The organism is Gorillibacterium timonense, assembly GCF_001457415.1.
In the GTDB taxonomy this organism is placed as follows: Bacteria; Bacillota; Bacilli; order Paenibacillales; family NBRC-103111; genus Gorillibacterium; species Gorillibacterium timonense.
Genome location: NZ_LN881724.1, coordinates 1,276,567 through 1,303,441 on the forward strand (window position 1 = coordinate 1,276,567; position 26,875 = coordinate 1,303,441).

The following is a 26,875-nucleotide window of genomic DNA, read 5'->3' on the forward strand; positions in this document are numbered from 1 at the left end:
GGAAGGAGAGCTCAAGGTGATTGTCCTCGATAAAGTCAGCGTGAGTTTCAAACAGAAGGGCCGGATCATATCCGCCGTCAAGGAAGCCTCTCTCACCGTGGCCAAAGGCGAAATTTTCGGAATCGTCGGAACGAGCGGGGCGGGGAAAAGTACGCTGGTGCGGGTGATCAACCTGCTCCAGCCCCCCGGCTCCGGGAGGGTGCTGATCGGCGGAGAGGACATTACTGCGTTCAAGGGCGCGTCCTTGCGTAACATGCGGCTGAAGATGGGAATGATCTTTCAACATTTCAATCTGATCAGCGGAGCGACGGTCTATGACAACATCGCTTTCGCGCTTAAGGCGAACTGCTGCCCCGAAGCGGCGATAGCCGGCAAGGTCCATGCACTTCTTGAGCAGGTTAACCTGACGGACAAGGCTCAAGTTTACCCGGCCAGCCTAAGCGGCGGCCAGAAGCAGCGGGTAGCCATCGCTCGGGCGCTCGCTAACGATCCCGAGATCTTGCTGTGCGATGAGGCGACATCGGCTCTCGATTTGGAGAATACGGAAGAGATCATCCGCATCCTACGACGGATCAACAAGGAAACCTCAATCACCATCGTCTTTATCACCCATGAGATGGATGTGGCGCGCAAGCTGTTCGACCGCATCGCGGTGATGGCCGATGGCGAAATCGTGGAGGCAGGGGACACCTATCAGATCTTTACGGAGCCCCGCCATCCGATGAGCCAAGCTCTTGTTTCCCGGGTGCTGAATATAGAGGTTCCCGAGCATCTTGAGCTAGAGGCGAGTGAAGAATTGTTGAAGATTACGTACACCGGCGAGAAGGCCTATGAGCCTCTCATCAGCAAGGTGTCCAAGGAATTTGATGTCTTGGTTGACATTCTGCATGGCAAGATCGAGTACATTCAGGGCAAGCCGCTCGGTGTTCTGCTGATTAAGCTGAACGGTCCTGAAGCTGAAATTGTCAATGCTCGCAGCTACATCGCCGGACAGGTATTCAAACTCGAACGGCTATCCGCCGGAGGAAAGGGGGAGGAGCGGATTGGATAGCACAACGGATATCCTTCGCCTGGAACTCTTCCCCGCCGTTTGGGAAACAACCATCATGGTAGCCATCGCCACGGGCGCTTCCTTGGTGTTCGGTCTGCTCATCGGGCTGGTGCTTTATTTGACCGCAAGCCCGTTGTTTTTCCCCAATCGCTTCCTGAATACGGTGATGGGCGTGGTCGTGAATATCATTCGTTCCGTCCCGTTTGTCATTCTGCTGGTGCTTCTCATCCCCGTGACGGATTTGATTGTCGGTACCACTATCGGCCCGATCGCTGCTTCGGTTCCTCTCGCTTTCGCTTCCGTGGCTTTCTTTGCCCGGCTGGTCGAGGGGGCGTTCAGCGAGGTGGACAAGGGTGTTCTGGAAGCGGCGATCGCGACTGGCGCGGGCCTCGGCTTGATCCTGCGGAAGGTTCTGTTCGTGGAGGCGATGCCAGGCTTGATCCGGGCAACCACCGTCACCGTCATCAGCCTCATCGGGTATTCCGCCATGGCGGGTCTCGTAGGAGGCGGGGGAATCGGCGACCTGGCGATCCAGTACGGGTATTATCGCTATGAGACGGGTGTCATGATCGCGACTGTCTTGCTGTTGATCGTGATTGTGCAAGGCGCGCAATTTATTGGCGATTGGCTGGCGCGGCGCTTTACGAGAAGATAGAGGTGGATGGAATGGAAGAACTGTACCGCATGGTGGCTGATCCATCGAGGGTCAAGCTGAGCGGGATCGAGGAAAAGTATGTGTCGGACCACTTGGGCCGCCTCCGCGGAACCTGCGACGCCCTGGTGTTTCCGATCCGCTCGGAGGAGGTCAGCGCGGTCCTGAAATGGGCGTATGACCGTTCCATTCCGGTGACTCCGCGCGGAGCGGGTACGAACCTGGTTGGCTCTACAGTTCCGGAGCGAGGCGGCATCGTGCTGGACCTGTCCCGGATGAACCGCATTCTGGAACTTGATGAGCAAACATTGACTGTGACGGTCGAGCCCGGCGTCGTTCTCGCCGATCTGCAGGCCTATGTGGAGGAGCGAGGGCTGTTCTATCCGCCTGATCCCGGAGAGAAACAGGCGACGATCGGAGGCAACATCAGCACCAATGCCGGCGGCATGCGTGCCGTCAAATACGGCGTGACCCGTGATTACGTGCGTGGATTGACCGCCGTTCTGCCAAACGGCGAAGTCATTCGTACCGGAGGCAAGGTGGTGAAGGATAGCTCGGGGTTGTCGCTCAAGCATCTCTTGATCGGTTCGGAAGGGACGCTTGGCGTCATCACCGAATGCGTCTTGAAGCTCATTCCGAAGCCGACCTTTGTGTTGGGGGCACTTGTGCCGTTTGCGGATTTGAAGACGGGGATCGATGCGGTCATCCGGTTGATCCATGAGAAGGCATCCCCGACCGCGATTGAATTCATGGAACGCAAGGTGGTTGCCCTTGGCGAGCAATACATGGGCACATTCTTTCCGTTTCCTGATGCGGCGGCTTACATTTTGCTGTCCTTCGACGGGAACAGCGACAGCGAAGTGCGCGCGCATGCGGACAATGCCCGGCAATCCGTACTACAGAGCGGGGCGCTTGACTTTCTACCGCTGGACGATCCGGCGGTATTGGATCAGGTTTGGAAGGTGCGAGGCTCTCTGGTGAAAGCGGTGGAGGCCGTTTCCGAGCAGGAGCCGGTGGACATCGTCGTGCCGATCGACAAGACGGCGGAGTTCATCGCGTACGCCAATGAGGTGGAGCGGGAAACGGGCGTTCAATTGATCAGCTTCGGCCATGCCGGTGACGGCAACGTGCATCTGTGCGTCGTGCGCGGAGAACGCGATACGGAAGCTTGGCAGCGCGATCTCAAGGAGGTTATGAGCCGTATTTATGGAAAAAGCCAGGAGCTTGGCGGCTTAACCTCGGGCGAGCACGGCATCGGTCTCACCAAGAAGCCCTATTTTGCCAAAGCGACCGATCCGGTAGTACTCGCGGCCATGCGAAGTGTCAAAGCTTCTCTTGATGATCGGAATATCTTGAATGCGGGCAAAATTTTCTAAGAAAGACACGTGGAGAAGAGGCATCTCAGGCGAGGTGCTTCTTTTTTATGACATGCATAGTGATGATTAGAGGCACTCTTGAGTTTCGTACGGAAACGAGTGCAGCTTACATAATCAATGAATACGCAAGGTAACGGTTGGGGGGTGCGGGCCATTCAGCGCCTCATGCGGAATCAGAAATGGGTTCCCACTGCTTACTGATCCGATTCTCTGACCAGTTGAGCTTTGTGATTCTTCCTGACTCCCACAACGAGCAAACCGAATCCCCCGATCACAAGCCCCGATAAGGCCGTCGTTCCTCCTGCCAAGGATAGGCATGACGCGGCTCCTCCGACCAAAACCTGGCTGAGCGGTCCTCCGATGTTGCCGAGAGTATTCGATACTCCCGAGATCGAGGCGAGATGCTCCCGTTCGACCTCGCGAGCGAACATGGCCCCGTATTTGGGGGACAACGCTCCCACACAGGCGCAAGCGAGCATGTACATAAGCAGGGTCAAACCCAACTGTCCGGTCCATAACCCCAAGCAAAATCCGAATACCGCGATATAATTGCTACCGATAATTCCGGTTAGAGGGACGGTTCGGAGCCATTTTCCCGTCAGCACATTCCCCAGAACGACTCCTGCCGAGCCCAGACTCGAAAAAAGAGCAAGCGTGAATGAGAAGCTTCGGATGATAAACCCGTCGCCGGCGGCAGCATACATGGTAAAGAGCGCGGTGAGTGGAAACAGAGCTGCGTTGATCAGGGTGACCTGCACCACAAGGAAAAACACAGGCTTGTTCCGGTACAACAGCTTTATGGACTGCTTGAGATCACTCCAATAGGAGGGAGCGGCTTCCCCTTCCTCCGGCTTTTTCGTTTTCTGGAGCTTCGCATTCTCGATATGAACGAGTCTTTTGGAAATGCTTAGAAGGAGGAGCCCGCCTATGGCGAATGTCGCGCCGTTAAACCAAGCCAACGATCGATAACTGAACCAAAGAATAAGGAAGGTTCCCGTAAATTGAGCGGAGACGCCCATGATTCTTTCAACGGCGGACTTCCAGCCGTTTGCTTCTTCCAATTCGTTGTCTTGTACAATCTGAACGAAGAAGGGCGTCATCAAGCTGGAGGCAAGCTTGCCGAAGAGATCCGATCCGAAATTGAGCAGCGCAATGACCGCAATCAAGGGGAGCGACGGAGCGTAGCCGATGAGAATGCCGACAGCCAAATAGCAGAGAGTCCGATACCCGTATGTACGAAGAAGACGGTTCGTTCTATTCGTCGACCGATCCGCAAGCACCCCGAAAAAGGCATAAAGCATACCCGGCAGCATTTCGGACAGCGAGATCCACCATATCGCCTGCGAGCTGTTGGGAAGCTGACTTGCATACGTCATTAAAGCGATGTAATAAATGGCATCTCCTGCTACGGATAGAGCATCGGCTGCGAGCACCCTGCGGTAGAGCAGGTTTTTGCGAAACAAGTTCATCGATATCCGTCCTCTCTGGATGTGAATCTATCTTTCTTTCGATTCCCAAGTATAGATTCGAATCATTGGCTTACAGCGAAAAGTATAGTATCGTTGACCAAAATGAGGGTGAATTTGAAGCCATTGACTCGATGGAGCTGATGAGGATAGAGGCCGAGAGGGGGGGCAGGATGGATCATCCGGGAATAACGGCTCGCACCATACGCTTGTCTAAAGGGTTTTCACAAAAAGAAATCTATACAGGCATCATCTCCAAAAGCTTCGCCATCTCATTTGAGCAAGGCAAGGTGATGCTGAATTATTTCGATTTCATCCAGGTTCTAGATCGGCTCAGCCTGAGCTGGAACGAGTTTGAATTCATCCGCGGGGGTTATCAGAACCCGGAGAATGTTTCTCTGTGGCGGCAGTTCGCGGAAGCAGCCAATACGAAAAACCGGGTGCAGCTGGAGGACATCTACCGCGTTCATCAAGCAGACAAATCCGATTTCGGCAAGGTGGTCGCGTATTTGTCTCGCGCCTTCCTTCACAACATGATGCCCGAATCCGTTCCGCCTTCCGAACCTTGCACCGATAAAGAAACCCAGTTTCTCATTCACTATTTGATCGATAAAGAATCCTGGACGCTGGATGAAACGAACCTGTTCACCTCGTTCTACTACCTGTTCGAGGAGCGCACTCAAGAGGTGTTGATTCGAATCTGTTATCGCAGCCTGCAGCGCTATCGGGAGTATCCGGGTTATCCCGAGAGGATGTACAACCTGCTTACCAATTACATAGCGCATTGCTATGAGACTCTCAGAAGGAGTGAGGGGGATGAATGGCTGAATCGGCTGCGCGAAATACCTCGTTCGAAAGCTTATCTTCATCAAGCGACGAATGCCCGACTTTGCGAAGCCATTCACTGTGCAGCCCATGGTCGGGAAGAAGAGGGACGGAAAACAGCCGAAGAGTGCTCCACGGTATTCCAAGTGCTCGGATTTCCGCAGGAGGCGAAGGCCGCTCTGGAAGAGTTTGAAGAGATTCTTGCTCTCTATCGAGGGAACGAACACCGAGAGAAGCGTGGTTGAGCAGGATTCTATCGGGTCAGTGATAGATCGCAGAAGCAGCACGAAAAAGAGATCGAACGGCTTAGCGAACCGTTCGATCTCTCGATTTCATAAGGACGCTCAATTCTTCTTTTTCAAAATGAGATATCGTTAGAAATTCACATCGTCTCGATAGACGATGCGATGTCTAGCCTTTTCCTCGCGGACGGCTTTGCGGATGATGTCCTTGACCTCATGCACATCCTTGACATCCTCCAGTATAAGCTCCGGAGTACGCGGGTCTTCCGATAGGATGGTAATGTTCCCAACACCGAAGAGGCGTTCGCGGACCGACTGCTGAATCGACAAGTCCTTCACTCGCAGCAGCTCAATCTCTTCGACCTTTTTGCCGATAAGGCCCGACTTACGGATGACGCGCTGATTGGTGATCGTATAGTCCGTTGTGTTCAAATGCGCCATATTCTTCAACCGGTCCTCGAAATCGGCAGGCTTGCCTTCCCACAATACCGCTTCCTCGTCCGATCCCGGTGCCGGTGCCGAAGAATATGAGGGGGTATCGCGCTCGTCGCTCTGCGCTTCCTTGCCGCCTACTTGAGTCCCGCAACTGGAGCAAAATTTGACTTCGGGCAGAAGCTCTTGCCCGCAATTCGAACAAAAGGCCACTTGAATTCCTCCTTCGAGATCTCTGGTCTGTTCGTCCCGTTCCTGATGTATTCACCGAACTCTACCGCCATTATAACGAAAAAGCGCGGGCTTGAATACACGGACGTCAAACACCTGTGTGAGCGTCGGGGCACAAATAAGCCGCGTCATTCTTGACTTTTACCGGCGAATGAAGTAAGCTTTCAAAGAGATTTGGAGTCTCATGGTGCCATACATACGTCTAAGCACCCCTGTGGGGTGCTTTATTTTATAAGGACGATTGAAAGGAAGAAATGACCGATGATGCGCTACAAGCAACTGGTGAGCAGCCTGGTCGCCGCTCAATTCGACGGAATGGATGATAACACGATTCTGGAACTGCTTGAATACCCTCCGAACCCGGAGATGGGCGACCTCTCGCTGCCCTGCTTCAAGCTGAGCAAGGCTCTGCGTAAATCGCCGCAGGCCATTGCGGACGGGCTGAAGGATTCGCTTCAGCATGATGCCCTCGAACGGGTCGATTCGGTTTCGGGCTACCTGAATATCTTTCTGGACAAATCGCGCTTTATCTCCGAGCAGATTGCGGAGATTCTGACTGCGGGTCCGGTTTATGGCTCGCGCGACATCGGCAAGGGCGGGACGGTCGTCATCGACTACTCGTCGCCGAATATCGCCAAGCCGTTCCACATCGGTCATCTTCGTTCCACCGTCATCGGCAACTCGCTTAAGAAAATTCACCGGTTTCTCGGCTTCAACGTGGTGGGGGTCAATCACCTGGGCGACTGGGGTACACAGTTCGGCAAGCTGATCGTGGCTTATACCCGTTGGGGAGAGGAAGCCAAGGTCGAATCCGACGGCATCGACGAGCTTCTTCGCCTGTACGTGAAGTTCCATGACGAGGCGGAGAAGGAACCTTATCTCGAAGAAGAAGCGCGTTCCTGGTTTGTCCGCATTGAGAACGGGGATGAAGAAGCGATCCGCCTGTGGAAGTGGTTCGTCTCCATCAGCCTCAAGGAATTTAAGAAGATCTATGACCTTCTTGGAGTGGACTTCGAATCCTTTGCTGGAGAAAGCTTCTATAACGACAAGATGGCAGCCGTTATTGAAGAGTTGAGCGCGAAAAACCTTCTCGAAGAGGATGACGGGGCCAAGCTCGTCCGTCTGGAGGAGTACAACATGTCTCCCGCCCTCATGCTGAAGAAGGATGGAAGCTCGCTCTACCATACCCGCGATGTAGCGGCGGCTCTGTACCGGAAGAAAACCTATGACTTCGTCAAATCTCTCTACGTAACCGACTATGCGCAAAATCTACATTTTCAGCAGCTGTTCAAGATCGTCGAGCTGATGGGCTACGATTGGGCGAAGGATATGGCCCATGTGCCGTTCGGCCGTGTGAGCCTGGAAGGCATGAGCCTGTCCACGCGCAAAGGCAACGTCATCAAGCTGGAGGATCTGCTTCTGCAAGCCATTGACAAGACCCGCGAGATTATTGAGAGCAAGAATCCGAACATGCCGAACAAGGACGAAGTCGCCCGTCAAGTCGGCGTCGGCGCGATTGTGTTCAACGATCTGTATGCAAACCGGATCAAAGACGTCGTCTTCTCCTGGGAAGAGGCGCTCAACTTCGAAGGCGAATCCGGCCCTTACGTCCAGTACACGCACGCTCGCGTCTGCAGCGTACTTCGCAAAGCGAACGGCGGGGAGTCAATCGAACTGCCGGTTGGCGGTGCCCTCGATGCGTCGAAACTGCTCAATGTTGAGGCGATCGGTGTTCTCCGCGAGCTGTCCCGCTTTGGGGAACGCGTCGAGCAAGCGATGGTGAAGCTGGAGCCGTCCATGATCAGCCGCTATCTGATCGATGTCGCACAGAGCTTCAACCGCTTCTATCATGAATGCCCGATCCTCGTGGACGATCCGGCTGTGCGCGCTTCGCGCCTCGCCCTCGTCAAATGCGTGCAGATCACGCTCTCGACAGGCCTCGGCCTCATCGGGTTGGAAACACCGGAGAAGATTTAACCTTCGCGGTTATGTTGACAATGAATAAGCCTGTCCGAGATACGCAGTCTTCTGCGTGATCGGGCAGGCTTTTTTGGTTACTGCTAAAAAGGACTGACGGCGAGAATCCGGCATAAAATCTCCGCGGTCCGGGAAAACTGGTAGCATACGGAGGTGGGCGGATGGCATCCAAGCGCGACGATCTCGTGAAGTACATTACGGAGCGAGTTGTGATCTATATCGATACGCCGAAAGAACAACGGAGGGCCGCACGGGAAGCGGTGAAGCCGAAAGAACCTTGGAAGGTGCGTTGGTTCGGGATGATTCCGGATTCGCTCCGACTCTTGTTTGGCGGAAAACGAAAATAGCCGATAACCAAAACAACCCAACATTCGAGCCGAAAGCTCAAGTGCCGGGTTGTACGTTTATTTGAGCAGGAAGAAGGATTCCACCATAGGATTCACCGTAACGCAAGCTGTCCGGATTCATGCATGGGATTATTTCAAGGCCGCCCGTTCCTCTGGTATGCTCCGAGGAAAAACGCCTCCTTCAACGGGCTGCCGGACATGCTCAGCAATCTTCGCAGGCGGTGCTCGCGCTCGTTTTTGTCAGCCGGGTGGGGTGAACCTTGAAATTCCATGCCGGCGATAAAGCCGGCACAATAATCAAACCAGTTGTTGTATTGACGGCGGGCAAGCTTGATCGCTTGCTCGATGATTGCCGAAGCTTCTTCCTTTGCCAGCCAGCCGAGCCTCTCGCCGGCCTTACTGAAATAGACGATAAAGCTCGCATCAAACGCCGCCACTCCACCAGTCAGCCGCCACAAATAGGATTCGGCAACGGCCAGTTTGCTTCTAAGCGGCTCAGAGGTTTCTGCTGCGATCCTTTGCGTTCGTTCCGTAGTCGTCAGCAGCTCGAGATCCTGACGGATCGTATTGAATTCGCGGCGGATTCCATTCGAAACTCTCCATTTCAAGTGCTCCCTAAGCTCATGGGAAGAGGTTACTTTTGCCAGAGCCTCCAATTCCTTTTCGAGTTGACGCTTGTCTCTGAACAGTTGTCTGGGATGATAGCTATCGAAATCGGAGAGGGGCCCCTGCGGGATAAAAGCCAGTAAAGCATGTGCGGAAGTCTTCTCATTCATCTTATGTCCAGGAACCGATTGGGACATGGGATGATCCCTCCATCCTCGTTATCTGTAACGGATAAACCGCCAGTTTTTCTTGAAATACACGATCAGAAGCAGGTACATAAAGAGGAGAAGGATCATATAAATCTGCGCAGATGCGGGAAGTTCCAACTCAAATTGGCTGCCCTCCAGCTCGTCCCGGATGTTGAGGAACACCGTATTTTTGAGGAGAGCATAGCTGAACTGGAGATGGTCATCCTGATAGGTCCTGAACTCTCTCCATTCCGGAGACGAAGGGTCCTGCACGACACCCACAACCTCATAAGGGAATTTCGTTTCATACAGAGTTAGGGCTTGTGTGTAATTGGTCAGCAGGATCACGGAGGTCATGTCCATCTTGGTCTGCCCAATGAAACCCTCCAAGTCGTTTATAGTCCCGTTTGCTTCTGCTTCATTCTGCAGAATAAACGAGGGTCGTTTGACCCCGAACTCGAGTTTATCCTTCAATCGAATAATGCCCGTATAGTCACCGCTTGTCAGCTTTAAGCGAACGGCAGTGCCGGGAGGAGCGGCTTTCAGCTCTTCGCCTGTTAGAACGAGCGGGATCTGCGGTTTCGTAATGGTATTCTTGAGATATTCGCTGACAGATAGATCGAGGTTGTTACGGATCGACAGGGCGAACAGGATGTGCAGCAGGATGATCAGCGAGAGAAGGACTCCGCTTTTTACCAAGAAGGTCACACTGTTCTTAACCGTTACAGCAAGCGACTGCCTGCCCCATTCCTTTCGGATTTGCCTGGCTAGCTTTCGCTTGGATGTCAGGCGCTTCCTCCCCTTCAGAATGAGCGCATCCGTCTTGGCCAGCCCGGCAAAGGCATCGGCGTCACCCGGATGCAGCACGAGCATTCGGCTGTATACCTCGCGGGCAGACTCGATTTGCTCCAGCCGGAGATAACATTGTCCGAGCAAGGACAGCAGCAGGGGGGGATCAGTCTGTGTGCGTTGAAGCGACTGGAGCAAATCCAGAGCCTCCTGCGGACGGCTCAGATCGAGCAGCAGACCCGCCTGCCAAAGCGGGATTTCCTCATCATCCGGATAGAGATCGATGTATTCCCGGCACAGCTGAAGAGCCTTTTCCCATTCGACATTCTCACGGTAAAAGAGGATGATCATGCGGAGAAGGGAAGGATTCTTATCCGGAACGGGGAGCAGATTGGCGAGAGCTCGCTCGGCTGCTTCCAGATCGCGGACAGACAAAGCTAATGCAAAGCTCTCGCAGTTTCGGAGATGCGCTTCAGGATCGATCCCCCTGATGGTAAGGATCTCCTTGTCGCTCAATCGGGCCGCCCAGGAGTTCCGCGATAGGCCTTCGATCACTTTGGGGTAATCCCTGCGGAAGGATGCCGAATCGGAGGAGAAGAGCTCCTTGATGCCGAAGGCATGATCCAAGAGAACCCAGACTTCGTCGGGAAGGAAGTAATGCTCGTTCAGAAAGGACAGCATCCGCTTAGTCAGGCTGCGCTGACACTCCAATACCCACATGATTTCATGGTTTAACAGCGTAGTCCATGAGCTGATCGATATTCGAGATGAGACATCTGCATACAAAAGAACAACCAGCTCCATAAACGCATCGACCTGTTGGATCGGTGACAGTCGTTGCGGCTCCAGATGCAGGGGCAGCTTGGGCGGCTGGGTCCAAGAAGGCACCGATTCTGTCGCCTCGCTCTCCGTTTCTGCGAATTCCATCTCAGCTTTCTCTGTTTCTTCCTCCTCATCGGTTAGAAATCGTTGCTTGGCCAAGCGCATCGCCATGTCAAAGGCTTCCCGAAGCTGCTGATAGCCTTCCGGATCATCCTCAGGATGATGGATTTTTAACAGGCGAGCGTAGGCTTTGCGTATTTGTGTCGTATCCTCCGTAGGATGGATCTCGAGGATTTCCCAAATTCTCAACAGGTGCTCCCTCCACTTTTCCCGATAGGTTTGTCGCTTCCATTCCTCTGATGCCTTTATGTAAACGTGGTACGATGATCATGATCGACAGAACTCTCTCCAAGTTTTATCGGAAGGCTATGAGAATTCTGTGAAAGCTGTCAAAAAATTGTGCGAACTTGCCGATATTTTCTAGAGCGTGTATGCAAACACGCTCCTACAACCATTCAAATGAGAGGGAACATATGGCCAAAATTGGGATCGATTTAGGAACCTCGAACAGCCTGGTCGCTTATTGGACCGATGAAGGTCCTGTCATCATCCCCAATTCCTTGGGGATGCGGTTGACCCCATCCGTGATCAGCATCGATGACAATCAGGACATTCTCGTCGGACAGATCGCCAAGGAGCGGATGATCACTCACCCTCATCTGACGGCTTCCGCCTTCAAACGGTTTATGGGCACCGATAAGCATTATTCGCTCGGAGAGCATACCTTCTCGCCGGAGGACCTGTCTTCCTTCGTTCTGCGCTCCTTGAAGGAAGATGCGGAAGCTTATCTGAATGAGCCTGTTGATGAGGCGGTCATCAGCGTGCCGGCCTATTTTAACGACGCGCAGCGTAAGGCGACCTTGCGGGCAGCTGCGATCGCCGGCCTTCATGTGGAGCGGCTCATCAGTGAGCCTACTGCTGCGGCGATCGCCTACGGCTTGCATCAGGAAGAATCCGATACCCGCTTCCTCGTCTTCGATCTCGGTGGCGGGACCTTTGATGTGTCTGTCCTGGAGCTTTTTGAAGGCGTCATGCAGGTGCAGTCCATTGCTGGAGACAACTACCTTGGCGGAGAGGATTTCACGGAGGTGCTGACGGCTCATTTTGTCGAGACACACGGATTAGATTACGTGCACTTGCCCAGCAAAGAAAAGTCCGCGCTCAAGAAGCAGGCGGAGCTGTGCAAGCTGGTTTTGGGGCAGGAGCCTGCGGGAGAAATGATGTTGACGCACCAGGGAGAGACCCTGCAGCTGGCTGTCAGCCGGACGCAATACGAGCAATTGGCTTCCCAGCTGCTCCTGCGTCTGCGAACGCCTATCGAACGAGCGCTCCGCGACGCGTCTTACGCTCCGCAGGATTTGGACGCCGTTATTCTCATCGGCGGGGCTACCCGTATGCCGATCATCAAATCCGTCGTGAGCCGCATGTTCGGCAAGCTTCCCTATACCCAGATCAATCCCGATGAGGCCGTCGCATTGGGGGCCGCCGTCCAGGTGGCTCTCAAGGAACGCAAGGAGAGCTTAAAGGAATTGATCCTGACGGATGTGTGCCCCTTTTCTCTTGGAACGAGCGTATCCAAGCAAATTCGGCCTGACCACTACGAAGGCGGGCATTATCTCCCCATCATCGAACGAAATACACCGATTCCCGTAAGCAAGGTGGAACGCTTTTACACACTCCGGGACAACCAGACCCAGTTGGTGGTTGATATTTATCAGGGCGAAAGCCGCAGAGTGGAAAATAATATCCATCTCGGGGATTTGGATATCCATGTAGCGGCATCACCGGCCGGGGAACAGAGCATTGATGTCCGGTATACCTACGACATCAACGGCGTGCTGGAGGTTGAAGTGACAACGGTCAAAACCGGAGAGAAGAAGACGGTCATCATCGAGAAAAATCCGGGTCAGTCAACGCCTGAGCAGATCAAAGCCCGTCTGGAGGAGCTGCAGCATCTGAAGATCCATCCGCGTGACCGCAACGAAAATCGCCTGCTGTTGGCGCGCGGTGAGCGATTGTATGAAGAATCGCTGAGAGAGAAAAGGGATTACATCGGAAGCTTGATCCTGGAATTTGAACGCGTGCTCGCCTCCCAGAATGAACAGGAGATCAAGAAGCAGGCCGTGCTATTCAAGCAAAAGCTGGATTCGCTGGACCGATGGTCTGATTTCTGATCAGGTGCGACTTCACAGCGGCTCTTGTTCAGCGGAATATAAATTGAGTTCCAAAACCAAACACCCCGATACTTGAGCCGAGAACTCAAGTACCGGGGTGTCGGTTTATTCGAAGCGGTGGAGGTAAACATCCTTCAAATTGGGCTTCACGGGAACGGCGGTCTTCTCGATAGGCCTTTCGTCTCCAACAACCCGGATGGTGGGTTATAGGGAAGGAAGGGAGAAGCTACCTTGGGCCGCCGCCGTCCAAGGGATAAACCGGCTTCCATCCTGATCAACGGAGACATAAGCGGTGCCATCCGTCCAAAGGTGCAAGCCGCTAACGGCAAAGGGATAGATGCATTGCCCGCCGTACAGGACGAAGGACAGGTTGACCGGCTGCTTGCTCAGAATCGGAAGAAGAGCCTCTGCGTTGGCAAAATGCTTGGCATGAGCATCTGGCTTCATCCAGCCGCTATCATCGAGAGGATCGGAGGGGCTTTCTGAGGAATGCCATTCGGTCTTGATCAGCTTCGCTCCGCTGAGCAAGGATAAGCTCGCCTCATCATCGGCTTGAGAGAGAAGCGGGAGCAAGGGAGCGGTCAGTTCCGGCAGCCGTTCTCCGGATTTGGCATCCAGGTATAGCGGCTCTTCGCCTGTTTCGACGATCCAGTAGCTTTCGAGAGGTCCGAGATAGTTCTTATGCAGAACGTCGGAGGAATCGGATAAAAGAACAAGTCCGCGCTGCGCCAGAATGCGGTGCAGCGTAGTCATACTGAACAAAGGATAGGGACCGTTGCCATATTCGGCCAAACCAAGCTCCCCATCGGGTGAGTATGTTGCGACCAGATATCCGGTCTCTTTGTTGTCCTGGATAATGGTGACAAGCCAGGAATGGGTGCCGGGACCAAGGACTTCCGTCCGGTGATCGGCGTTCTTCCAGCTTTCAAATCCAGGCTGCCGCGATAGCTCTTCGATCCAAGCGGAGATCCGCTCCTCTCGTTTCCTTTCCGACTCGGAAGGGAAGGGTTCCAGCGTAGCAGTAGAGGATGCTCTGGCGTCAACCGTCGCTCCGTGGATCGGAACGGGAGATTCGGCTCCGGAGGAACCGGTTGGGTCCGGAGCCGCAGCTGCGGCCCCTGGAACGGATACCGTTCCCGAAGCGGCTGCGATCATAAGAGCAGCTGTTAAGAGGAGTGCGGTGCGGGACACCGCCGTTGCGATTCGGTTCAAGCGTTCACCGCCATTTCATAAGGTTCCTGTATATGCTGTCATTGTACAAGCTATGCCGGGAGAAGTTTGTTTATTCGTGGGTGGCGAAGAGCCGTTTTCTTTCCGGGATTATGCCGGGGTTTAGCGGCTTTCGTCGCCTCCTCCGACTCGTATCCACACGATTAGGGTTGAAAGCTTACGAGATGCAATATCGCGCAGTTCACGGCGGATACGTGAATGCGCGGCGCATACTGCCATTCAGCCTCCTCCCGGCGAAGCGTGTGCTGCTGCTGCCCTTCGGCCAATTGATCCTCTTCCAGCCCTTTTAAGGAGTCCTCATAAAAGCCGTCGATCCGCGCCAGTTCTTCGGATAACCTGTCGCGAGCTTCCTCCGCCCAGCGATAATCGTAAGCTTTCAGTTTCTTTTCAAGGTAGGCTTCAAGCAGAGTTGAGGCACGGTTCAAGGTGAACTTAGCGGGCAGCAGATGAATACCGGCTGGAATGCGGGTAGTCAGCTTGCGCTTTTTGGCGATATCCCAGAACCGTTCGACCACTTGGCCCGTCCCGAGATGAAGTCCCAAGGAATGGAGTTCTTCCCGCTTCATATCGGAGATCAGCTCGATGCGGTAATGGACGCATAGCCATGGATGAGCGGAAACGGGCGTTGCGGCAGGCTTGCCCGTATCCTCGAACAGGCGGATGCAGCTTCCCTTCTGCTGAGCCACTTGGAAAATCTGATTCAGTCTCCTGCTGCCGAAGACAACAGAGTCGGTTGGAATCCGGCTGATGGGGGGCAGATTGACTCCGAAATACCGGCCCAGGATGGAATCCGGCGCGGATGCTGACGAAGCTGCTGTCGGCGGGGATGTCATCCCCGGCGGAGCAGCCATCGGTGGCAGTCCGCTCGTACCTGGTGCGGCTACGGTTCCGATCCGCGCTTCCGCTGCCGGATCAAAGACGAAGCGCATCGTCATCGTTTCGGCGGGAACGCCGGTCTTCTCGACGAAGCTCCAATAATAGGAGCGGCCGGTGAGCTCCTTGTCTGCCTCCGGAGAGAGCTTGACCAGAAGCGAGGAGGATGTCTTCTCCTGAATCACGCAGTTCATGGCTTCAAGGAAGCGAATCATGTAGCGCTCCACTTGCTTGCTGTTCATGAATCCACCTCCTTGGCTGAACTCACGGTTGTCTCTTCGTCAATGGCGGCTGCGGCAACGGTGCCGCTGTCAGGCAGGAACCCGTAGGATGTAAGCCCGCTCTTGACCGGAGCGGAACGGGAGGGAGCTGCTTCTCGCTCCCGACGAAGCGCAGAATTACGACTGGATGCAGAGGTCTTGTCCTTGCTCCTCGTTCCGCCTGCCCCTTCGCCAGCGGGTTCAGCCCCGCTCACGGCGAGCACACCGTCCCCGAACCGGCTCAACCGGTTTTTCAAATCCTGCTCTCCGTCCGCCTCCATGACGAGCTTCATCAGATCGCTTTCGAGCGCCGTTTTCTTTTCCATCGATTCGAGGATTTGATCCAGCCCGCCGATGACCAGCTCGAACATGTTGATCTTCTCATGTAGGAGGTTCAGGATATGCTCTTCGATCGTTCCTCGGGTAGACAGGTTATAGATGCAGACGTCATGCTCCTGGCCGAGCCGGTGGACGCGTCCGATTCTCTGCTCCAGCCGCATCGGATTCCACGGCAGGTCGAAGTTGATCATGTGATGGCAAAACTGCAGGTTGATTCCTTCGCCTCCCGCCTCCGTGGCGACGAGCACCTGGGCGCGCCCGCGAAAAAGATCCATCATCCAATCCTTCTTGCCCCGGTTCATCCCGCCCCGGTAGGGAACGGCGGACAGTCCGTGATCCTTGAGAAATTTGAGCAAATATTCTTGAGAAGCGCGATATTCGGTGAAGATGATCACCTTGTCTTGAATGGCTTGCACGAGCTCCATCACCTTCTCGGCCTTGCTGTTCGATTGAATGCCGCGGATCAGCTCGACAAGCTCCCACACCTTCGGCCGCATAGGCGAATCCTCGGGAAGCTTCTTGAACAGGTTAACGAGGGTGACGAACACAGCATCCCGGCTGCTGCACACTTCTCGCTGCAGGGTGACCAATGTAAAGGCGCTCGCCGTCTGACGACCCATCTCGTCATAACGTTCTTTGACGAACCGGGTGACGCCGTCATACAGTGCCTGTTCATCCGAAGTCAGTGTCAGCGGGATGTTCCGCACCAACCGCTTCGTGAAGTCCACGCCGCCATCCGAGCGCCGGTTGCGGATCATAACTTTGGACAGCTCCGTTTGCAGAAGCCCTTCGTTCTTAGGCGTACGTTTCTCGACGACGAATTTATCCTGAAAGCTTCCTTGGCCCCCAAGCTGGCCCGGCTTCAAGACATTGATCAGATTGTACAGCTCATCCATGTCGTTCTGAACCGGGGTAGCGGTGAGCAGTAGGCAGTATTTGCGGCGAAGTCCGTTGACAAATTGATAGTTTGTCGTCTTCTTGTTCTTCAGCTTGTGCGCTTCGTCGATGATCAACATGTCGTAATCCAACCCCAACACAACGTCCCGGTGCGGAGAACGCTTGGCGGTATCCATAGAGGCAACGATGACATCGGTCGTAGCCCACATGTATTCTTTCTTTTGAGCGCTGGCTGTGATTCCGAACTTCTGATTCAGCTCGCGCACCCATTGCAGCACGAGAGAGGCAGGGACGAGAATGAGAGCTTTTTTGACTAGGCCTCGAATCATATACTCCTTGAGAACGAGCCCGGCTTCGATGGTTTTGCCGAGTCCGACCTCGTCAGCGAGAATGGCGCGTCCGCACATGCCGAACAGCACTTTGCGGGCAGTTTCGACTTGATGGGGAAGGGGAGCGAAGCCGGGAAGATGGGAGAGGCATTGCAGATCATCGAACGATTTCACGAGACGAGCTTCCTCGGATTCCAGAGCGAGCTGAAACAGCGCGGCGTTGTCCCAGGGGCCATTGTGGTCCATACGGTTCTGAAGATCGCCGAGCCAATCGCGTTCGAAATGGATCGGTAGCCCGTGGCCCAAGGTTTTGCTGACGGCGCTTGATTCCGGTTGGCGCATCGGGGTTCCTCCGTTTTCGCTTTGTGAGATTAGTATGGTCGAAGGAAAGGATTTTCATAACCAAAAAGCCTGGCCAGTGTGATCAAATCCCTGTTGACTTCGAGTGCACTTGAGGGTGTAAGATGAAGGCGAGTTCGATGTCCCGAAGCGAAGAGGAGGAAGCAAGGATGGCTTATACCATCAAAGAAGCTGCCGAGCAGTCCGGGCTTACTGTTCACACGCTGCGCTATTATGAGCAGGAAGGGCTAATGCCCGCCGTTGCGCGGGATGAGCGGGGAAACCGGATGTTTGAGGCGGGAGATATGGAGTGGCTGCATTTTATCTGCTGCTTGCGGGATACCGGAATGCCGGTGGCTCAGGTGAAGCATTTTGCCGAGCTTGCCTTTCTCGGAGACCACACCATGAGAGAGCGCCTGCAGATCCTTCAGGAGCACAAGCAGCTGACCGAGAAGAAAATGGAGGAAATGGACGGATTCCTGCAAAAAATCACGCATAAAACGGAATGGTACGAGAGACTCGTTCGAGAGACGGAAGCAGCTGCTGTGAAAAAGCTCGGTTGAGACCAAGCGCCGATCGATCGAGAGATCAACTTCGTACTAGATCACGCCTTTCAATGTGAAAAATGTCACAAATTTTATCAGGGGGAATCATCGATGTTATATCGTACGTATGGTAAAACCAACGAACAGGTGTCCGTTCTCGGCTTCGGCTGTATGAGGCTTCCGGTGCTGGACGGCATTGCCCGCAATATCGACGACGAGAAAGCGATCGCCATGCTGCGGCATGCCATTGACAATGGCGTCAACTATGTGGATACGGCTTATCCCTACCATGGAGACGGAATGGGAGGGGGCGGAGCAAGCGAGCCGTTCGTCGCCCGAGCGTTAAAGGACGGCTATCGGGACAAGGTGATGATCGCCACGAAGCTTCCTTCATGGCTCATCAAGACGAGAGAGGATATGGATCGTTATCTGAACGAGCAGCTGGAGCGTCTGGAAACGGATCACATCGATTTCTATCTGGTTCATGCTCTCAACGCAGGCACTTGGAAAACGATGAAGGAGCTGAATGTCGGCGAATTCCTCGATCGCGCGATGGAGGACGGCCGTATTCGTCATGCGGGATTCTCCTTCCATGATGAGCTCCCCCTGTTCAAGGAGATCGTCGATGCCTACGACTGGAGCTTCTGTCAGGTGCAGTACAACTACCTGGACGAGTACTATCAAGCGGGGATTGAAGGCTTGGAATACGCGGCAGCCAAAGGCATCGGCATCGCAGTCATGGAGCCGCTGCGCGGAGGGAAGCTTGTGCGCGACGTCCCTAACGGCGTTCAAGCCGCCTTTGATAAGGCGGAGCCGAAGCGGACTCCCGCCGAATGGGCACTTCGCTGGGTGTGGAACAACCCGAATGTGGCCGTCACCCTCAGCGGCATGAGCACGATGGAGCAGGTCGTCGAAAACCTGAAGATCGCTAGCGTTGCCGAGCCGAACTCGCTGAACCAGCAAGAGCTGGAGATCGTCGGCGAAGCCAGAGACGCTTTCCGCCGGATGAAGGTCAACTGCACCGCTTGCGCCTACTGCATGCCTTGTCCGGCCGGCGTCAACATTCCCGGCAACTTTTCTCTCATCAACGAATATTACTTCCTCGACAACGATAGACAGAAGCAGGGGCTCAAGAGTGCCTATACGTCCCGCATGGAGGAAGAACACAGCGCTTCGATGTGCGTGGAATGCGGCACCTGCGAGGAGCACTGCCCGCAAAATCTCTCGATTATCGAGGAGCTAAAGCATGTAGTCGAAGTATTCGCTTAAGCGCGAATTAGAGGAGGGCTTCATGCATATTCCCGATCATTACTTGAGCCCGTCCACTTGCGCGGTTCTAGCCGCCGCGATGCTGCCTGTCTGGGGCTGGGCAGGCGGACGAGTGAAGCGAGAGCTGTCACGTAAGAAGATTCCTTATATCGGAGTCGGGGCCGCCTTTTCTTTTCTGATCATGATGGTGAACTTGCCTCTGCCCGGCGGAACAAGCGGACATGCAGTAGGAGCCGCTCTAGCTGCGATTCTGTGGGGACCCGCCTTCGCGGTCATCTCCACCTCGGTCGCGCTGGCCATCCAAGCGCTCGTGTTCGGAGACGGCGGAATTCTCGCCTTCGGAGCCAACTGCTTCAACATGGCGTTCGCGATGCCGCTGATCGCATACGGGCTGTTCAAGCTGATTGGCGGACGGAATGCTGGGCCAAAACGCAAGTCAATCGCAGCTTTTATTGCCGGTTACGTCTCTCTCAACGCCGCAGCTTTCCTGACTTCATTGGAGTTCGGCATTCAACCCTTGCTCTTTACGGACAAGGCGGGGTTGCCGCTGTACGGACCTTACGGCTTGGATGTCGCCATCCCGGCCATGATGATCCCACATCTGCTGGTCATCGGAATCGTGGAGGGGCTGGTAACGGCGGGCGTGTACCGGTACGTGAGCAAGGCATCTCCCGATTTTCTCTATGAAGGCAGCCGTAAGTCGCTTAAAACAGCGTATCTCTACCTCGGCGGTCTCCTCGCGCTTACCCCGCTTGGCCTCCTGGCTGCAGGAACGGCTTGGGGAGAATGGGGGACGGATGAAATCCGGAGCCTGCTCGGTTTTATCCCTCAAGGGATGAAGAGTGGCATGAATTGGAGGGCACCCTTCACCGATTATTCCTTGACGGGGATCCATCAAATTGCGGGGTACCTGATGTCCGGTGTGATCGGCGTCCTGTTGATCGGCTTGATGATTTGGCTCGCGGGCAAGCTGTCCACCGCGAAGACGGATGAATCGCGTGAGTGAGGATTGGCTGTACGTCCCCGAGAATTACAACCCGCCTAAGGAACGGGACAAGTTCCTTGACAAGAGCCTGCTTTCGTTTCTTCGGGGGCTCACCGTTATTCGCAGCCGGGGGGAACGGCGAGCCTTCTTTGAAGTTCGGCCTTCGTTGCGAATTCTGGGAGCTCTGATTCTTTTGATCCTGATCGCTTTAACAAGGCAATTTCCCTTCCTGCTGGTTCTGGATGGAATTGGACTCTGGATGCTTTGGTGGAAAAGCGGAAGGTTCGAGAATGGAGAAGAAGAAAGCAGCGGTTCACCTGGGTATGGGGAACGAATGAGCAAACGGCTCCGGAAAGGGGGTCGGGAGCTGGCGCTCTGTCTCCTTTTTCCATTGGCGATGCTCGTAGCGCTCGTTCCGGCTATCCTCCACGGAAACGGGATGAACAGCCTTCTCCTCGTGCTGAAAATGGCGACAAGCCTCCTCGCGGTAAGGCTTCTTCTCATGGATGGCAGCTGGAGCGAGCTGATCCGAGGTTTGAAAGGGTTGTACTTGCCCGACATGCTGATCTGGATTCTTGAGATGGCATTCCGTTCGATCCTGCTGCTCGGGGAACTCGGCTTCGCTCTTCTGCAGGCGTTGAAGCTGAGAAGGGTTGGAACACCTCGCGGAACATATCGGTCGCTGACCGGAATCATGGGGAGCTTGTTCCTGAACAGTGCGCGGATGAGCGAGGAGATGGCGGATGCGATGGAATGCCGCGGCTTTGTTGGAGTTTATCGGGCGGATTCGGGGGGAAGCAAATTCCGTTTAGTCGAAGGGATCTACATGGCGAGTCTCTTTGGCATCGCCGTCCTCTATTGGGTTTGGTGAAGGAGAAAAAGGATGCTGGATTTGCAAGACGTTTCCTATCAGTATCGGGGTAAGTTCGCGCTCGATGGGATTACTTTGAGGATTGAGCAAGGCGGGGCCGTGGCCTTCATCGGTCCGAACGGCAGCGGGAAATCGACTCTCTTTAAGCTCATGAACGGGCTGCTTTTTCCGAGCCGAGGCCGTTACCGATTTGATTCCGAGGAGATCACGGAAGACAAGCTCAAGGATGTCGCGTTCTCTCGGAGATTTCATCAGCGGATCGGCTTTGTTTTTCAAAACCCGGATACCCAGCTGTTCTGCTCCAGCGTTCAGGAAGAGATCGCGTTCGGACCACATCAGATGGGACTGGCGGAGTCGGACGTGAATCGGAGAGTCGAGGATTGCCTGGAGCTTTTGCAGATAAAGAAGCTTCGCGGTGAACATCCCTGGAACTTGAGCGGCGGTGAGAAAAAGCGGGTAGCGATCGCGGCCGTCCTGGCCATGAACCCAGATGTGCTGGTCTTGGACGAACCGATGAACGGGATCGATCCGAAGGGGAAAGCCTTCTTGAGAGAGCTTTTGCTGCGTTTGCATGCCAGCGGCAAGACCATTGTTGCTGCTACTCATGATTTTGCTTATGTGGAGGGGATCTTCCGGCGTGCGGTCGTCCTAACCGAGGATCACCGGCTGGTGAGAGACGATGAAGCGGAACGGGTTATGAGCGACTCGGTTTTCTTGAAGCAGCACAATATCATGTAGAGCGTATCTTCGAACCCGATTTCATGCCGATTTACGATATCGGTTCAGGCCATGCTCATCCATGATTCGATCAAATCATAGGTTCGAAGATACGCTCTGATCGATACGGATCGGCAGCGTGGGCTAAGTTTGAACGATAGGAGATAACCAATGAAGATTCTCTATTATGATTGCTTCGCAGGCATCAGCGGGGATATGAACCTGGGTGCGCTCATCGACGCCGGAGTCGATCCCGACTACTTCCTACGGGAGATTGCCAAGCTCAATCTGCAGGGAGAGTTCGAAGTCCGCATTGCCAAGGCCTTGAAAAAGGGAATCAGCGGCACCAAAGTCGATGTCCTGCTGACGGGCGGCGGTCACACGGAAGCTTCCCATGAACGTGTGAAGCCGATAGCCGTGAAGCCTCTGCAGGCGGGAAGCCGCTTCAAGATGGTATCGGCGCATTCTCACGAGCATGAGCACAGTCATACACACGCCCATGAGCATGACCATGACCACTTGAATGCCCATTCCCACACACATGATCACAGCCACGATCACCATCACCGCAACGTGCGTGACATTGAGCGGATTATCGCAGCGAGCTCCCTTTCGGATTCGGTCAAGGAAGTTAGTATGAAGATCTTCATGCAGGTGGCGCTCGCGGAGGCGAAGGTGCATGGCAAGCCGCTGGAGGAGGTTCATTTCCACGAGGTCGGCGCTATCGATTCCATCGTCGATATCGTCGGCGCGGCGATCTGCCTCGATTATCTCCAAGTGGACAAGGTGTTGGCTTCTCCCGTTCAAGTCGGCGGCGGTTTCGTGCGCTGCGCCCACGGTTTGATTCCGGTTCCCGCTCCCGCTACGGTTGAAATTCTTAAGGGCATCCCGGTGAAAGCGGGCCTCGTTCCCTTCGAGACGACGACGCCGACAGGCGCAGCCATTCTTGCCGCCGTTGTAGACGAATTTACCGATAAAACCGATTTTGTCATGGAAGCGGTGGGTTACGGTCTTGGCACACGGGAGCTGGAAATCCCCAATGTCCTTCGCGTATTCTTGGGCCGTATAGAAGAGAAGAGGGAGTCTGCACCCGGGCCGATCCTGCTCGAGACGAACATCGACGATATGAACCCGGAACTATACGGGTATGTGGAGGAACAGCTTTTTGCCCACGGGGCATCGGATGTATTTAAAACTCCAATCATCATGAAAAAGGGCCGCCCCGCCGTCAAGCTGAGCGTGCTCGTAAGCTCGAAGCGGGAGAAGGAGGTCTTGGAGGTGATTTTCCGGGAAACCACTTCTCTGGGCGTTCGGAAGTTCCCGGTAGGCAAGGCGATGCTGGACCGTCGCTTCGTTAAGCACAACACCCGTTACGGCGAGGTGACGATCAAGAATTCTTATTATGAAGGCAAGCTCGTCAAGTACAAGCCGGAGTATGAAGATTGCAAGCGTCTGGCTCAAGAGAACGGAGTCCCGATCTCCAAGATCTATCGGGAAATCTATACGAGCTACGAGGTGAACCTGGATGAATCCGAACCCGAAGTATGAGGCGTTGTTGACGTATTTGAAGCAGCTTGACCGGGTCGTACTGGCTTTTTCCGGAGGGGTGGACAGCACCTTCTTGCTGCGGGCAGCGAAGGAAGCGCTCGGAGACAACCTGAAGGCAGTCACGATCCTGTCCCCCTACATTCCCAAATGGGAGATCGAAGAGGCGAAGGAGCTTGTCGGTGAGCTCGGGGTAGATTATGAGATCATCGAAGCTCCCTTGATCGATTCGATCAAGTTCAACCCGGAGGATCGCTGCTATCTGTGCAAAACCGCTGTGTTCAGCATGATCAAGGAAAATGCGGCAAGAGGCGGCTACAAGTATGTCATCGATGGAACCAACTTCGACGACATTCAAGATTACCGGCCAGGGCTAAAGGCGCTAGGCGAATTAGGCGTGAAGAGCCCGCTGCGAGACTGTGAGCTGACTAAGGCTGAGATTCGCAGCCTGTCCAAGGAGCTTGGACTTCCTACCTGGGATAAGCCGCCGTATGCCTGTCTGTTGACTCGCATTCCGTACGGTAACGAGCTGAAGGTCGAAGACTTCGAGAAGATTGAGCGGGCGGAAACATACATGATGGACCTCGGCTTCCGGGCCATCCGCGTTCGCTGCCACGGAGATCTGGCTCGCATCGAAGTAGGACGGAGCGACCGCAGCCGTCTGTTCGACGAGGAGCTTATGGACCAGATCTCGGAGAAATTGAAGGAGTTCGGCTTCCGCTACGTTTCCCTCGATCTGGCGGGCTACAAGACGGGCAGCCTGAACGCTGCGATCGGCGTCGGGGTAACAGGGTGACGCACAATGGATAAGGAAGCGCTCCGCAAGCTGTTGACGTCCGTCCGCACAGGCGAGGTCGAGATTGAGGACGCCTTGGGCGATCTGGAGGACCTGCCGTTCAAGGATCTCGGCATGGCGCTCATCGACAATCATCGGGAGGTGCGGACCGGAGCGCCCGAGGTTGTCTATGGCGCGGGGAAGACAGTCGAGCAGGTGAAGGAGATCGTTCGTTACATGCTCACGCGCGACAATAACATCCTCGTTACCCGGGCGAGCATCGAGATGTATGAAGCGGTGAGAGAGGTCTGCCCGGAGGCCGCGTACAACACGCTCGGTCGGACGATCACGATCTGGCGCAAGCCGCAGGAGTTGACGGAAAGCTATATCGTCGTCGTCTCGGCGGGCACCTCCGACCTGCCGGTCGTCGAGGAGGCGGTCGAGACGGCCCGCATACTCGGCAACCGCGTCGAGAAGATCACAGATGTCGGCGTGGCTGGCATCCATCGGCTGTTCGCTCGTCTCGACGTCATCCGTGGCGCCAAGGTCGTCGTGGTCGTCGCCGGGATGGAAGGCGCTCTCGCCAGCGTCATGGGCGGGCTGGTCGAGAAACCCGTAATCGCCGTTCCGACCAGCGTAGGTTATGGCGCGAATTTCGGCGGCTTGTCCGCCTTGCTGTCCATGCTCAACAGCTGCGCGAGCGGCGTGAGCGTGGTCAACATCGACAACGGGTACGGCGCCGCCTGCTGCGCAAGCATGATCAACAAGCTGTAAGGAAGCGAGCAGGGAGGAACTTCTCGGCTTCGGTTTCGGCGAGATGGTCAATTGGAGCCTATGCCATCCGTAGCTAGGAAGGATCAAAGATCTATTCCGGATAACAAAAGGGGCAGTTCAAAAGCAGATTTCGCCTGCTTTTAACTGCCCCTTTTGATTGGCTGGACGGTAGCAAGGGAACGAATCATGCAGACGGAATTGCTGCGCTTCATTCGCTCCTTTTTGTTCCCAGCCCAAGTATCAATTCAGAGCTTGAAGCTCATTCCACACTTTATCGAATACGGACGCATCCACTTGAAAGATAACGTCTGCCATACCGTAGGAGACATATCCCGGCTTAAACAAGCGCAGCTCAACCTCGGAGCCGTCCTTCATGTGCAGCCGCAGGAAAGCCTGATCGGCTTCGTTGTCGTAGAGTCCTGCCTCCACGAGCGGCATTTTCTCAAGAGGCTTCGCCGAATACAAGGCATCTACGAACGCATCGACGCCGGATTGGTTCGTCAAAGGGATCAGCTTCTCGATGCCGTTGTTCCAGCTGTCAAAAGGCAGATAGTCCGCGGAAGCCACCCGGCCTTTCACTTGCAGCAGATCGAACAGGTCAGCTCCGGACGAAATCACCCGGTCATTCAGATTCTCATACAGCTCCGCATAGACTTGACCGTCCAGCATCTGATAACCCATCAGCCGGAAGCCGGGATCATAGCCCTTGACGGTGTAGATGTCCGTCTCGCCGATCGTCGCTGCGAACTCGGTCGCGTAGTCCTCCTGCTTGCTCCATTCGTCGATGCCGCCTTTGGTTCGGCCAAGCTTCTCCCCGCGAAGCGTTTCTGCCAGCTCGGGGGCGATTTTCGTACCCGCTTGGGTATAAATGTGCCCTTTGTAGACGAATAGGCCGATCATGTCCATCAAGACCCCGCTGTTTTCGGGAAGCTTGATCTTGGGCAGGGTGACAGCTCCCGATACCGGAGCCGTTTGGGAGCTGTCTAGACTATTTGCAGGTGTGGATGCTCCCGGCCCTATGGTGCCTACAGCGGAGGGAGAAACAGCCGCAACTGGCGGATTCCCTTCGGCACTCTTCTTCGAATCCCAGGCGGAGAAGCCGATGCCGACGGCTGCAACGAGCACAATGCCGGCAGCCGCTGCGGCGAAGGGAGCACGGCTTTTGCCCTCAAGCGGTGCGCGGCCCTTAGGTGGGCTGACCCTAGTTTGTGAACGATCTCCCTGCAGCGTGCCGTCTGCCACATTCATCACGGAGCGTTCGATTCGAGCTTTCAAATCTACAGATGGTTGAATGCCGGTTATGGAGTGTTTCAAGTCTTCTTTTTTCATAGGTCTTCCTCCTCCAGTTCGAGCCGGAGCAGCTCTCTTCCGCGCTTAAGCCGCATTTTGACAGCGGAGACTCCGATCTTCAGCATATCGGCGATCTCCTTTACCGGATAATCCTCGTAGTAATGCAGATAGACGACCGTTTTATAACGAAACGGCAGCTGCATCACCTGCTCCAGCACCTGCCGGTCGGCAGCGCTGCCTTCGTAATGGTCAAGGTTCTCCCGTTTGTCTACGCGGCGGCTCCACAGGCTGCTCCGCAAGGTTTTACAGTGGTTCGTGATGACGCGAATCAACCAGGCCTTCTCGTGACCGGGATCGTGAAAGGCGGGAGCTTTGTACAGCAGCTTCAGGAACGTGTCCTGCACCGCTTCCTCCGCATCGGCCCGATTCCCCAGATAGACCATGGCGATCCTGAAGAGCATGGTGCCGTAAGCTTCATATTTCTCGGAAAAGCGCTCGTCCGGCCGGGACGTCTCAACATGCATCGCGCGTTGCCCTCCTTTACAACCTGAACACGAACGGGAGGCTCATTTGGTCACATTTTACCATAAGAAAAATTA

General features: G+C 54.8%; 24 protein-coding genes. 15 read left to right on the forward strand and 9 right to left on the reverse strand.

The window, feature by feature from the left end:
• The first annotated feature begins 16 nt into the window (after nt 1-16).
• Genes BN2684_RS18335 through BN2684_RS18345 form a run of 3 tightly spaced genes read left to right on the forward strand, consistent with a single transcriptional unit; the run spans nt 17 to nt 3,079 of the window.
• Entirely contained in the window at nt 17-1,051 is a 1,035-nt protein-coding gene (locus BN2684_RS18335) for a methionine ABC transporter ATP-binding protein (RefSeq protein WP_058303569.1), read from the forward strand.
• Complete coding sequence (locus BN2684_RS18340) at nt 1,044-1,706, forward strand: methionine ABC transporter permease (RefSeq protein ID WP_058303570.1); 663 nt, start codon at nt 1,044-1,046, stop codon at nt 1,704-1,706. The genes BN2684_RS18335 and BN2684_RS18340 overlap by 8 nt, the downstream gene beginning before the upstream one ends.
• Nucleotides 1,707-1,717: 11 nt before the next feature.
• Nucleotides 1,718-3,079, forward strand: coding sequence for an FAD-binding oxidoreductase (locus tag BN2684_RS18345; protein ID WP_058303571.1), 1,362 nt, complete (start codon nt 1,718-1,720; stop codon nt 3,077-3,079).
• A gap of 194 nt (nt 3,080-3,273) precedes the next feature.
• Here the strand turns inward: BN2684_RS18345 and BN2684_RS18350 are convergent, their stop codons facing one another.
• The gene (locus BN2684_RS18350; protein WP_058303572.1) at nt 3,274-4,548 is read right to left on the reverse strand and encodes an MFS transporter; all 1,275 of its coding nucleotides are present in this window, start codon (nt 4,546-4,548) and stop codon (nt 3,274-3,276) included.
• A gap of 170 nt (nt 4,549-4,718) precedes the next feature.
• Between BN2684_RS18350 and BN2684_RS18355 the strand changes: the two genes are divergently transcribed.
• Nucleotides 4,719-5,615, forward strand: coding sequence for an Rgg family transcriptional regulator (locus tag BN2684_RS18355; RefSeq protein WP_058303573.1), 897 nt, complete (start codon nt 4,719-4,721; stop codon nt 5,613-5,615).
• A 129-nt stretch (nt 5,616-5,744) separates the two neighbouring features.
• On the opposite strand, the gene BN2684_RS18360 is transcribed toward BN2684_RS18355, so the two are convergent.
• Entirely contained in the window at nt 5,745-6,257 is a 513-nt protein-coding gene (locus tag BN2684_RS18360; protein WP_058303574.1) for a PH domain-containing protein, read from the reverse strand.
• A 282-nt stretch (nt 6,258-6,539) separates the two neighbouring features.
• On the opposite strand from BN2684_RS18360, the gene argS reads away from it, so the two are divergent.
• Both argS and BN2684_RS18370 read left to right on the forward strand, forming a co-directional pair.
• Nucleotides 6,540-8,252 carry an arginine--tRNA ligase gene (gene argS, locus BN2684_RS18365; RefSeq protein ID WP_058304621.1) on the forward strand — a complete coding sequence of 571 codons (1,713 nt, stop codon included), beginning with the start codon at nt 6,540-6,542 and terminating at the stop codon, nt 8,250-8,252.
• A 161-nt stretch (nt 8,253-8,413) separates the two neighbouring features.
• Nucleotides 8,414-8,599 (forward strand): YqzE family protein, encoded by a 186-nt coding sequence (locus BN2684_RS18370; protein WP_058303575.1) that lies wholly within the window; start codon nt 8,414-8,416, stop codon nt 8,597-8,599.
• A gap of 134 nt (nt 8,600-8,733) precedes the next feature.
• Here the strand turns inward: BN2684_RS18370 and BN2684_RS18375 are convergent, their stop codons facing one another.
• Both BN2684_RS18375 and BN2684_RS18380 read right to left on the reverse strand, forming a co-directional pair.
• Nucleotides 8,734-9,402, reverse strand: a complete 669-nt coding sequence (locus tag BN2684_RS18375; protein ID WP_058303576.1) for a DUF1266 domain-containing protein — start codon at nt 9,400-9,402, stop codon at nt 8,734-8,736.
• A 21-nt stretch (nt 9,403-9,423) separates the two neighbouring features.
• Nucleotides 9,424-11,313 (reverse strand): J domain-containing protein, encoded by a 1,890-nt coding sequence (locus BN2684_RS18380; protein WP_058303577.1) that lies wholly within the window; start codon nt 11,311-11,313, stop codon nt 9,424-9,426.
• Between the two features lie 224 nt (nt 11,314-11,537).
• Between BN2684_RS18380 and BN2684_RS18385 the strand changes: the two genes are divergently transcribed.
• Nucleotides 11,538-13,238 (forward strand): molecular chaperone HscC, encoded by a 1,701-nt coding sequence (locus BN2684_RS18385; protein ID WP_058303578.1) that lies wholly within the window; start codon nt 11,538-11,540, stop codon nt 13,236-13,238.
• A 204-nt stretch (nt 13,239-13,442) separates the two neighbouring features.
• On the opposite strand, the gene BN2684_RS18390 is transcribed toward BN2684_RS18385, so the two are convergent.
• The 3 genes from BN2684_RS18390 to BN2684_RS18400 all read right to left on the reverse strand — a co-directional run bounded on the left by BN2684_RS18390 (nt 13,443) and on the right by BN2684_RS18400 (nt 17,508).
• Complete coding sequence (locus BN2684_RS18390) at nt 13,443-14,450, reverse strand: hypothetical protein (RefSeq protein ID WP_058303579.1); 1,008 nt, start codon at nt 14,448-14,450, stop codon at nt 13,443-13,445.
• A 161-nt stretch (nt 14,451-14,611) separates the two neighbouring features.
• Nucleotides 14,612-15,583 (reverse strand): YqhG family protein, encoded by a 972-nt coding sequence (locus BN2684_RS18395; protein ID WP_058303580.1) that lies wholly within the window; start codon nt 15,581-15,583, stop codon nt 14,612-14,614.
• The gene (locus BN2684_RS18400) at nt 15,580-17,508 is read right to left on the reverse strand and encodes a DEAD/DEAH box helicase (protein ID WP_082652068.1); all 1,929 of its coding nucleotides are present in this window, start codon (nt 17,506-17,508) and stop codon (nt 15,580-15,582) included. The genes BN2684_RS18395 and BN2684_RS18400 overlap by 4 nt, the downstream gene beginning before the upstream one ends.
• A 167-nt stretch (nt 17,509-17,675) precedes the next feature.
• On the opposite strand from BN2684_RS18400, the gene BN2684_RS18405 reads away from it, so the two are divergent.
• From BN2684_RS18405 to larB, 8 genes are all read left to right on the forward strand, one after another.
• Nucleotides 17,676-18,068 carry a MerR family transcriptional regulator gene (locus BN2684_RS18405; RefSeq protein WP_058303581.1) on the forward strand — a complete coding sequence of 131 codons (393 nt, stop codon included), beginning with the start codon at nt 17,676-17,678 and terminating at the stop codon, nt 18,066-18,068.
• 93 nt (nt 18,069-18,161) lie between these two features.
• Nucleotides 18,162-19,319, forward strand: coding sequence for an aldo/keto reductase (locus BN2684_RS18410; RefSeq protein ID WP_058303582.1), 1,158 nt, complete (start codon nt 18,162-18,164; stop codon nt 19,317-19,319).
• 22 nt (nt 19,320-19,341) lie between these two features.
• The gene (gene cbiM, locus BN2684_RS18415; RefSeq protein ID WP_058303583.1) at nt 19,342-20,325 is read left to right on the forward strand and encodes a cobalt transporter CbiM; all 984 of its coding nucleotides are present in this window, start codon (nt 19,342-19,344) and stop codon (nt 20,323-20,325) included.
• Nucleotides 20,318-21,175 (forward strand): energy-coupling factor transporter transmembrane component T family protein, encoded by an 858-nt coding sequence (locus tag BN2684_RS18420; protein WP_058303584.1) that lies wholly within the window; start codon nt 20,318-20,320, stop codon nt 21,173-21,175. The genes cbiM and BN2684_RS18420 overlap by 8 nt, the downstream gene beginning before the upstream one ends.
• A 12-nt stretch (nt 21,176-21,187) precedes the next feature.
• Nucleotides 21,188-21,913: an energy-coupling factor ABC transporter ATP-binding protein gene (locus BN2684_RS18425; protein ID WP_058303585.1), complete on the forward strand. Its 726-nt coding sequence runs from the start codon at nt 21,188-21,190 to the stop codon at nt 21,911-21,913.
• Between the two features lie 150 nt (nt 21,914-22,063).
• A complete protein-coding gene (larC, locus tag BN2684_RS18430) occupies nt 22,064-23,440 on the forward strand; it encodes a nickel pincer cofactor biosynthesis protein LarC (RefSeq protein WP_058303586.1) in 1,377 nt (458 codons plus the stop codon).
• Nucleotides 23,418-24,233 (forward strand): ATP-dependent sacrificial sulfur transferase LarE, encoded by an 816-nt coding sequence (gene larE, locus BN2684_RS18435; protein ID WP_058303587.1) that lies wholly within the window; start codon nt 23,418-23,420, stop codon nt 24,231-24,233. Before larC ends, larE begins: the two co-directional genes overlap by 23 nt.
• A 6-nt stretch (nt 24,234-24,239) precedes the next feature.
• The gene (gene larB / locus BN2684_RS18440) at nt 24,240-24,986 is read left to right on the forward strand and encodes a nickel pincer cofactor biosynthesis protein LarB (RefSeq protein WP_058303588.1); all 747 of its coding nucleotides are present in this window, start codon (nt 24,240-24,242) and stop codon (nt 24,984-24,986) included.
• Between the two features lie 240 nt (nt 24,987-25,226).
• Here larB and BN2684_RS18445 read toward each other — a convergent pair whose 3' ends face one another.
• Nucleotides 25,227-26,315 (reverse strand): hypothetical protein, encoded by a 1,089-nt coding sequence (locus BN2684_RS18445; protein ID WP_058303589.1) that lies wholly within the window; start codon nt 26,313-26,315, stop codon nt 25,227-25,229.
• The gene (locus BN2684_RS18450) at nt 26,312-26,800 is read right to left on the reverse strand and encodes an RNA polymerase sigma factor (protein WP_058303590.1); all 489 of its coding nucleotides are present in this window, start codon (nt 26,798-26,800) and stop codon (nt 26,312-26,314) included. Before BN2684_RS18450 ends, BN2684_RS18445 begins: the two co-directional genes overlap by 4 nt.
• Nucleotides 26,801-26,875 lie beyond the last annotated feature (75 nt).

Coding starts and splice junctions, on each gene's coding strand:
- BN2684_RS18385 (WP_058303578.1), top strand. CDS start 11,538: ATGGCCAAAATTGGGATCGATTTAGGAACCTCGAACAGCCTGGTCGCT.
- larB (WP_058303588.1), top strand. CDS start 24,240: ATGGATAAGGAAGCGCTCCGCAAGCTGTTGACGTCCGTCCGCACAGGC.
- BN2684_RS18350 (WP_058303572.1), bottom strand. CDS start 4,548: ATGAACTTGTTTCGCAAAAACCTGCTCTACCGCAGGGTGCTCGCAGCC.
- argS (WP_058304621.1), top strand. CDS start 6,540: ATGCGCTACAAGCAACTGGTGAGCAGCCTGGTCGCCGCTCAATTCGAC.
- BN2684_RS18425 (WP_058303585.1), top strand. CDS start 21,188: ATGCTGGATTTGCAAGACGTTTCCTATCAGTATCGGGGTAAGTTCGCG.
- BN2684_RS18450 (WP_058303590.1), bottom strand. CDS start 26,800: ATGCATGTTGAGACGTCCCGGCCGGACGAGCGCTTTTCCGAGAAATAT.
- larC (WP_058303586.1), top strand. CDS start 22,064: ATGAAGATTCTCTATTATGATTGCTTCGCAGGCATCAGCGGGGATATG.
- BN2684_RS18410 (WP_058303582.1), top strand. CDS start 18,162: ATGTTATATCGTACGTATGGTAAAACCAACGAACAGGTGTCCGTTCTC.
- BN2684_RS18370 (WP_058303575.1), top strand. CDS start 8,414: ATGGCATCCAAGCGCGACGATCTCGTGAAGTACATTACGGAGCGAGTT.
- BN2684_RS18405 (WP_058303581.1), top strand. CDS start 17,676: ATGGCTTATACCATCAAAGAAGCTGCCGAGCAGTCCGGGCTTACTGTT.
- cbiM (WP_058303583.1), top strand. CDS start 19,342: ATGCATATTCCCGATCATTACTTGAGCCCGTCCACTTGCGCGGTTCTA.
- BN2684_RS18395 (WP_058303580.1), bottom strand. CDS start 15,583: ATGAACAGCAAGCAAGTGGAGCGCTACATGATTCGCTTCCTTGAAGCC.
- BN2684_RS18375 (WP_058303576.1), bottom strand. CDS start 9,402: ATGTCCCAATCGGTTCCTGGACATAAGATGAATGAGAAGACTTCCGCA.
- BN2684_RS18400 (WP_082652068.1), bottom strand. CDS start 17,508: ATGCGCCAACCGGAATCAAGCGCCGTCAGCAAAACCTTGGGCCACGGG.
- BN2684_RS18345 (WP_058303571.1), top strand. CDS start 1,718: ATGGAAGAACTGTACCGCATGGTGGCTGATCCATCGAGGGTCAAGCTG.
- BN2684_RS18445 (WP_058303589.1), bottom strand. CDS start 26,315: ATGAAAAAAGAAGACTTGAAACACTCCATAACCGGCATTCAACCATCT.
- BN2684_RS18355 (WP_058303573.1), top strand. CDS start 4,719: ATGGATCATCCGGGAATAACGGCTCGCACCATACGCTTGTCTAAAGGG.
- larE (WP_058303587.1), top strand. CDS start 23,418: ATGAATCCGAACCCGAAGTATGAGGCGTTGTTGACGTATTTGAAGCAG.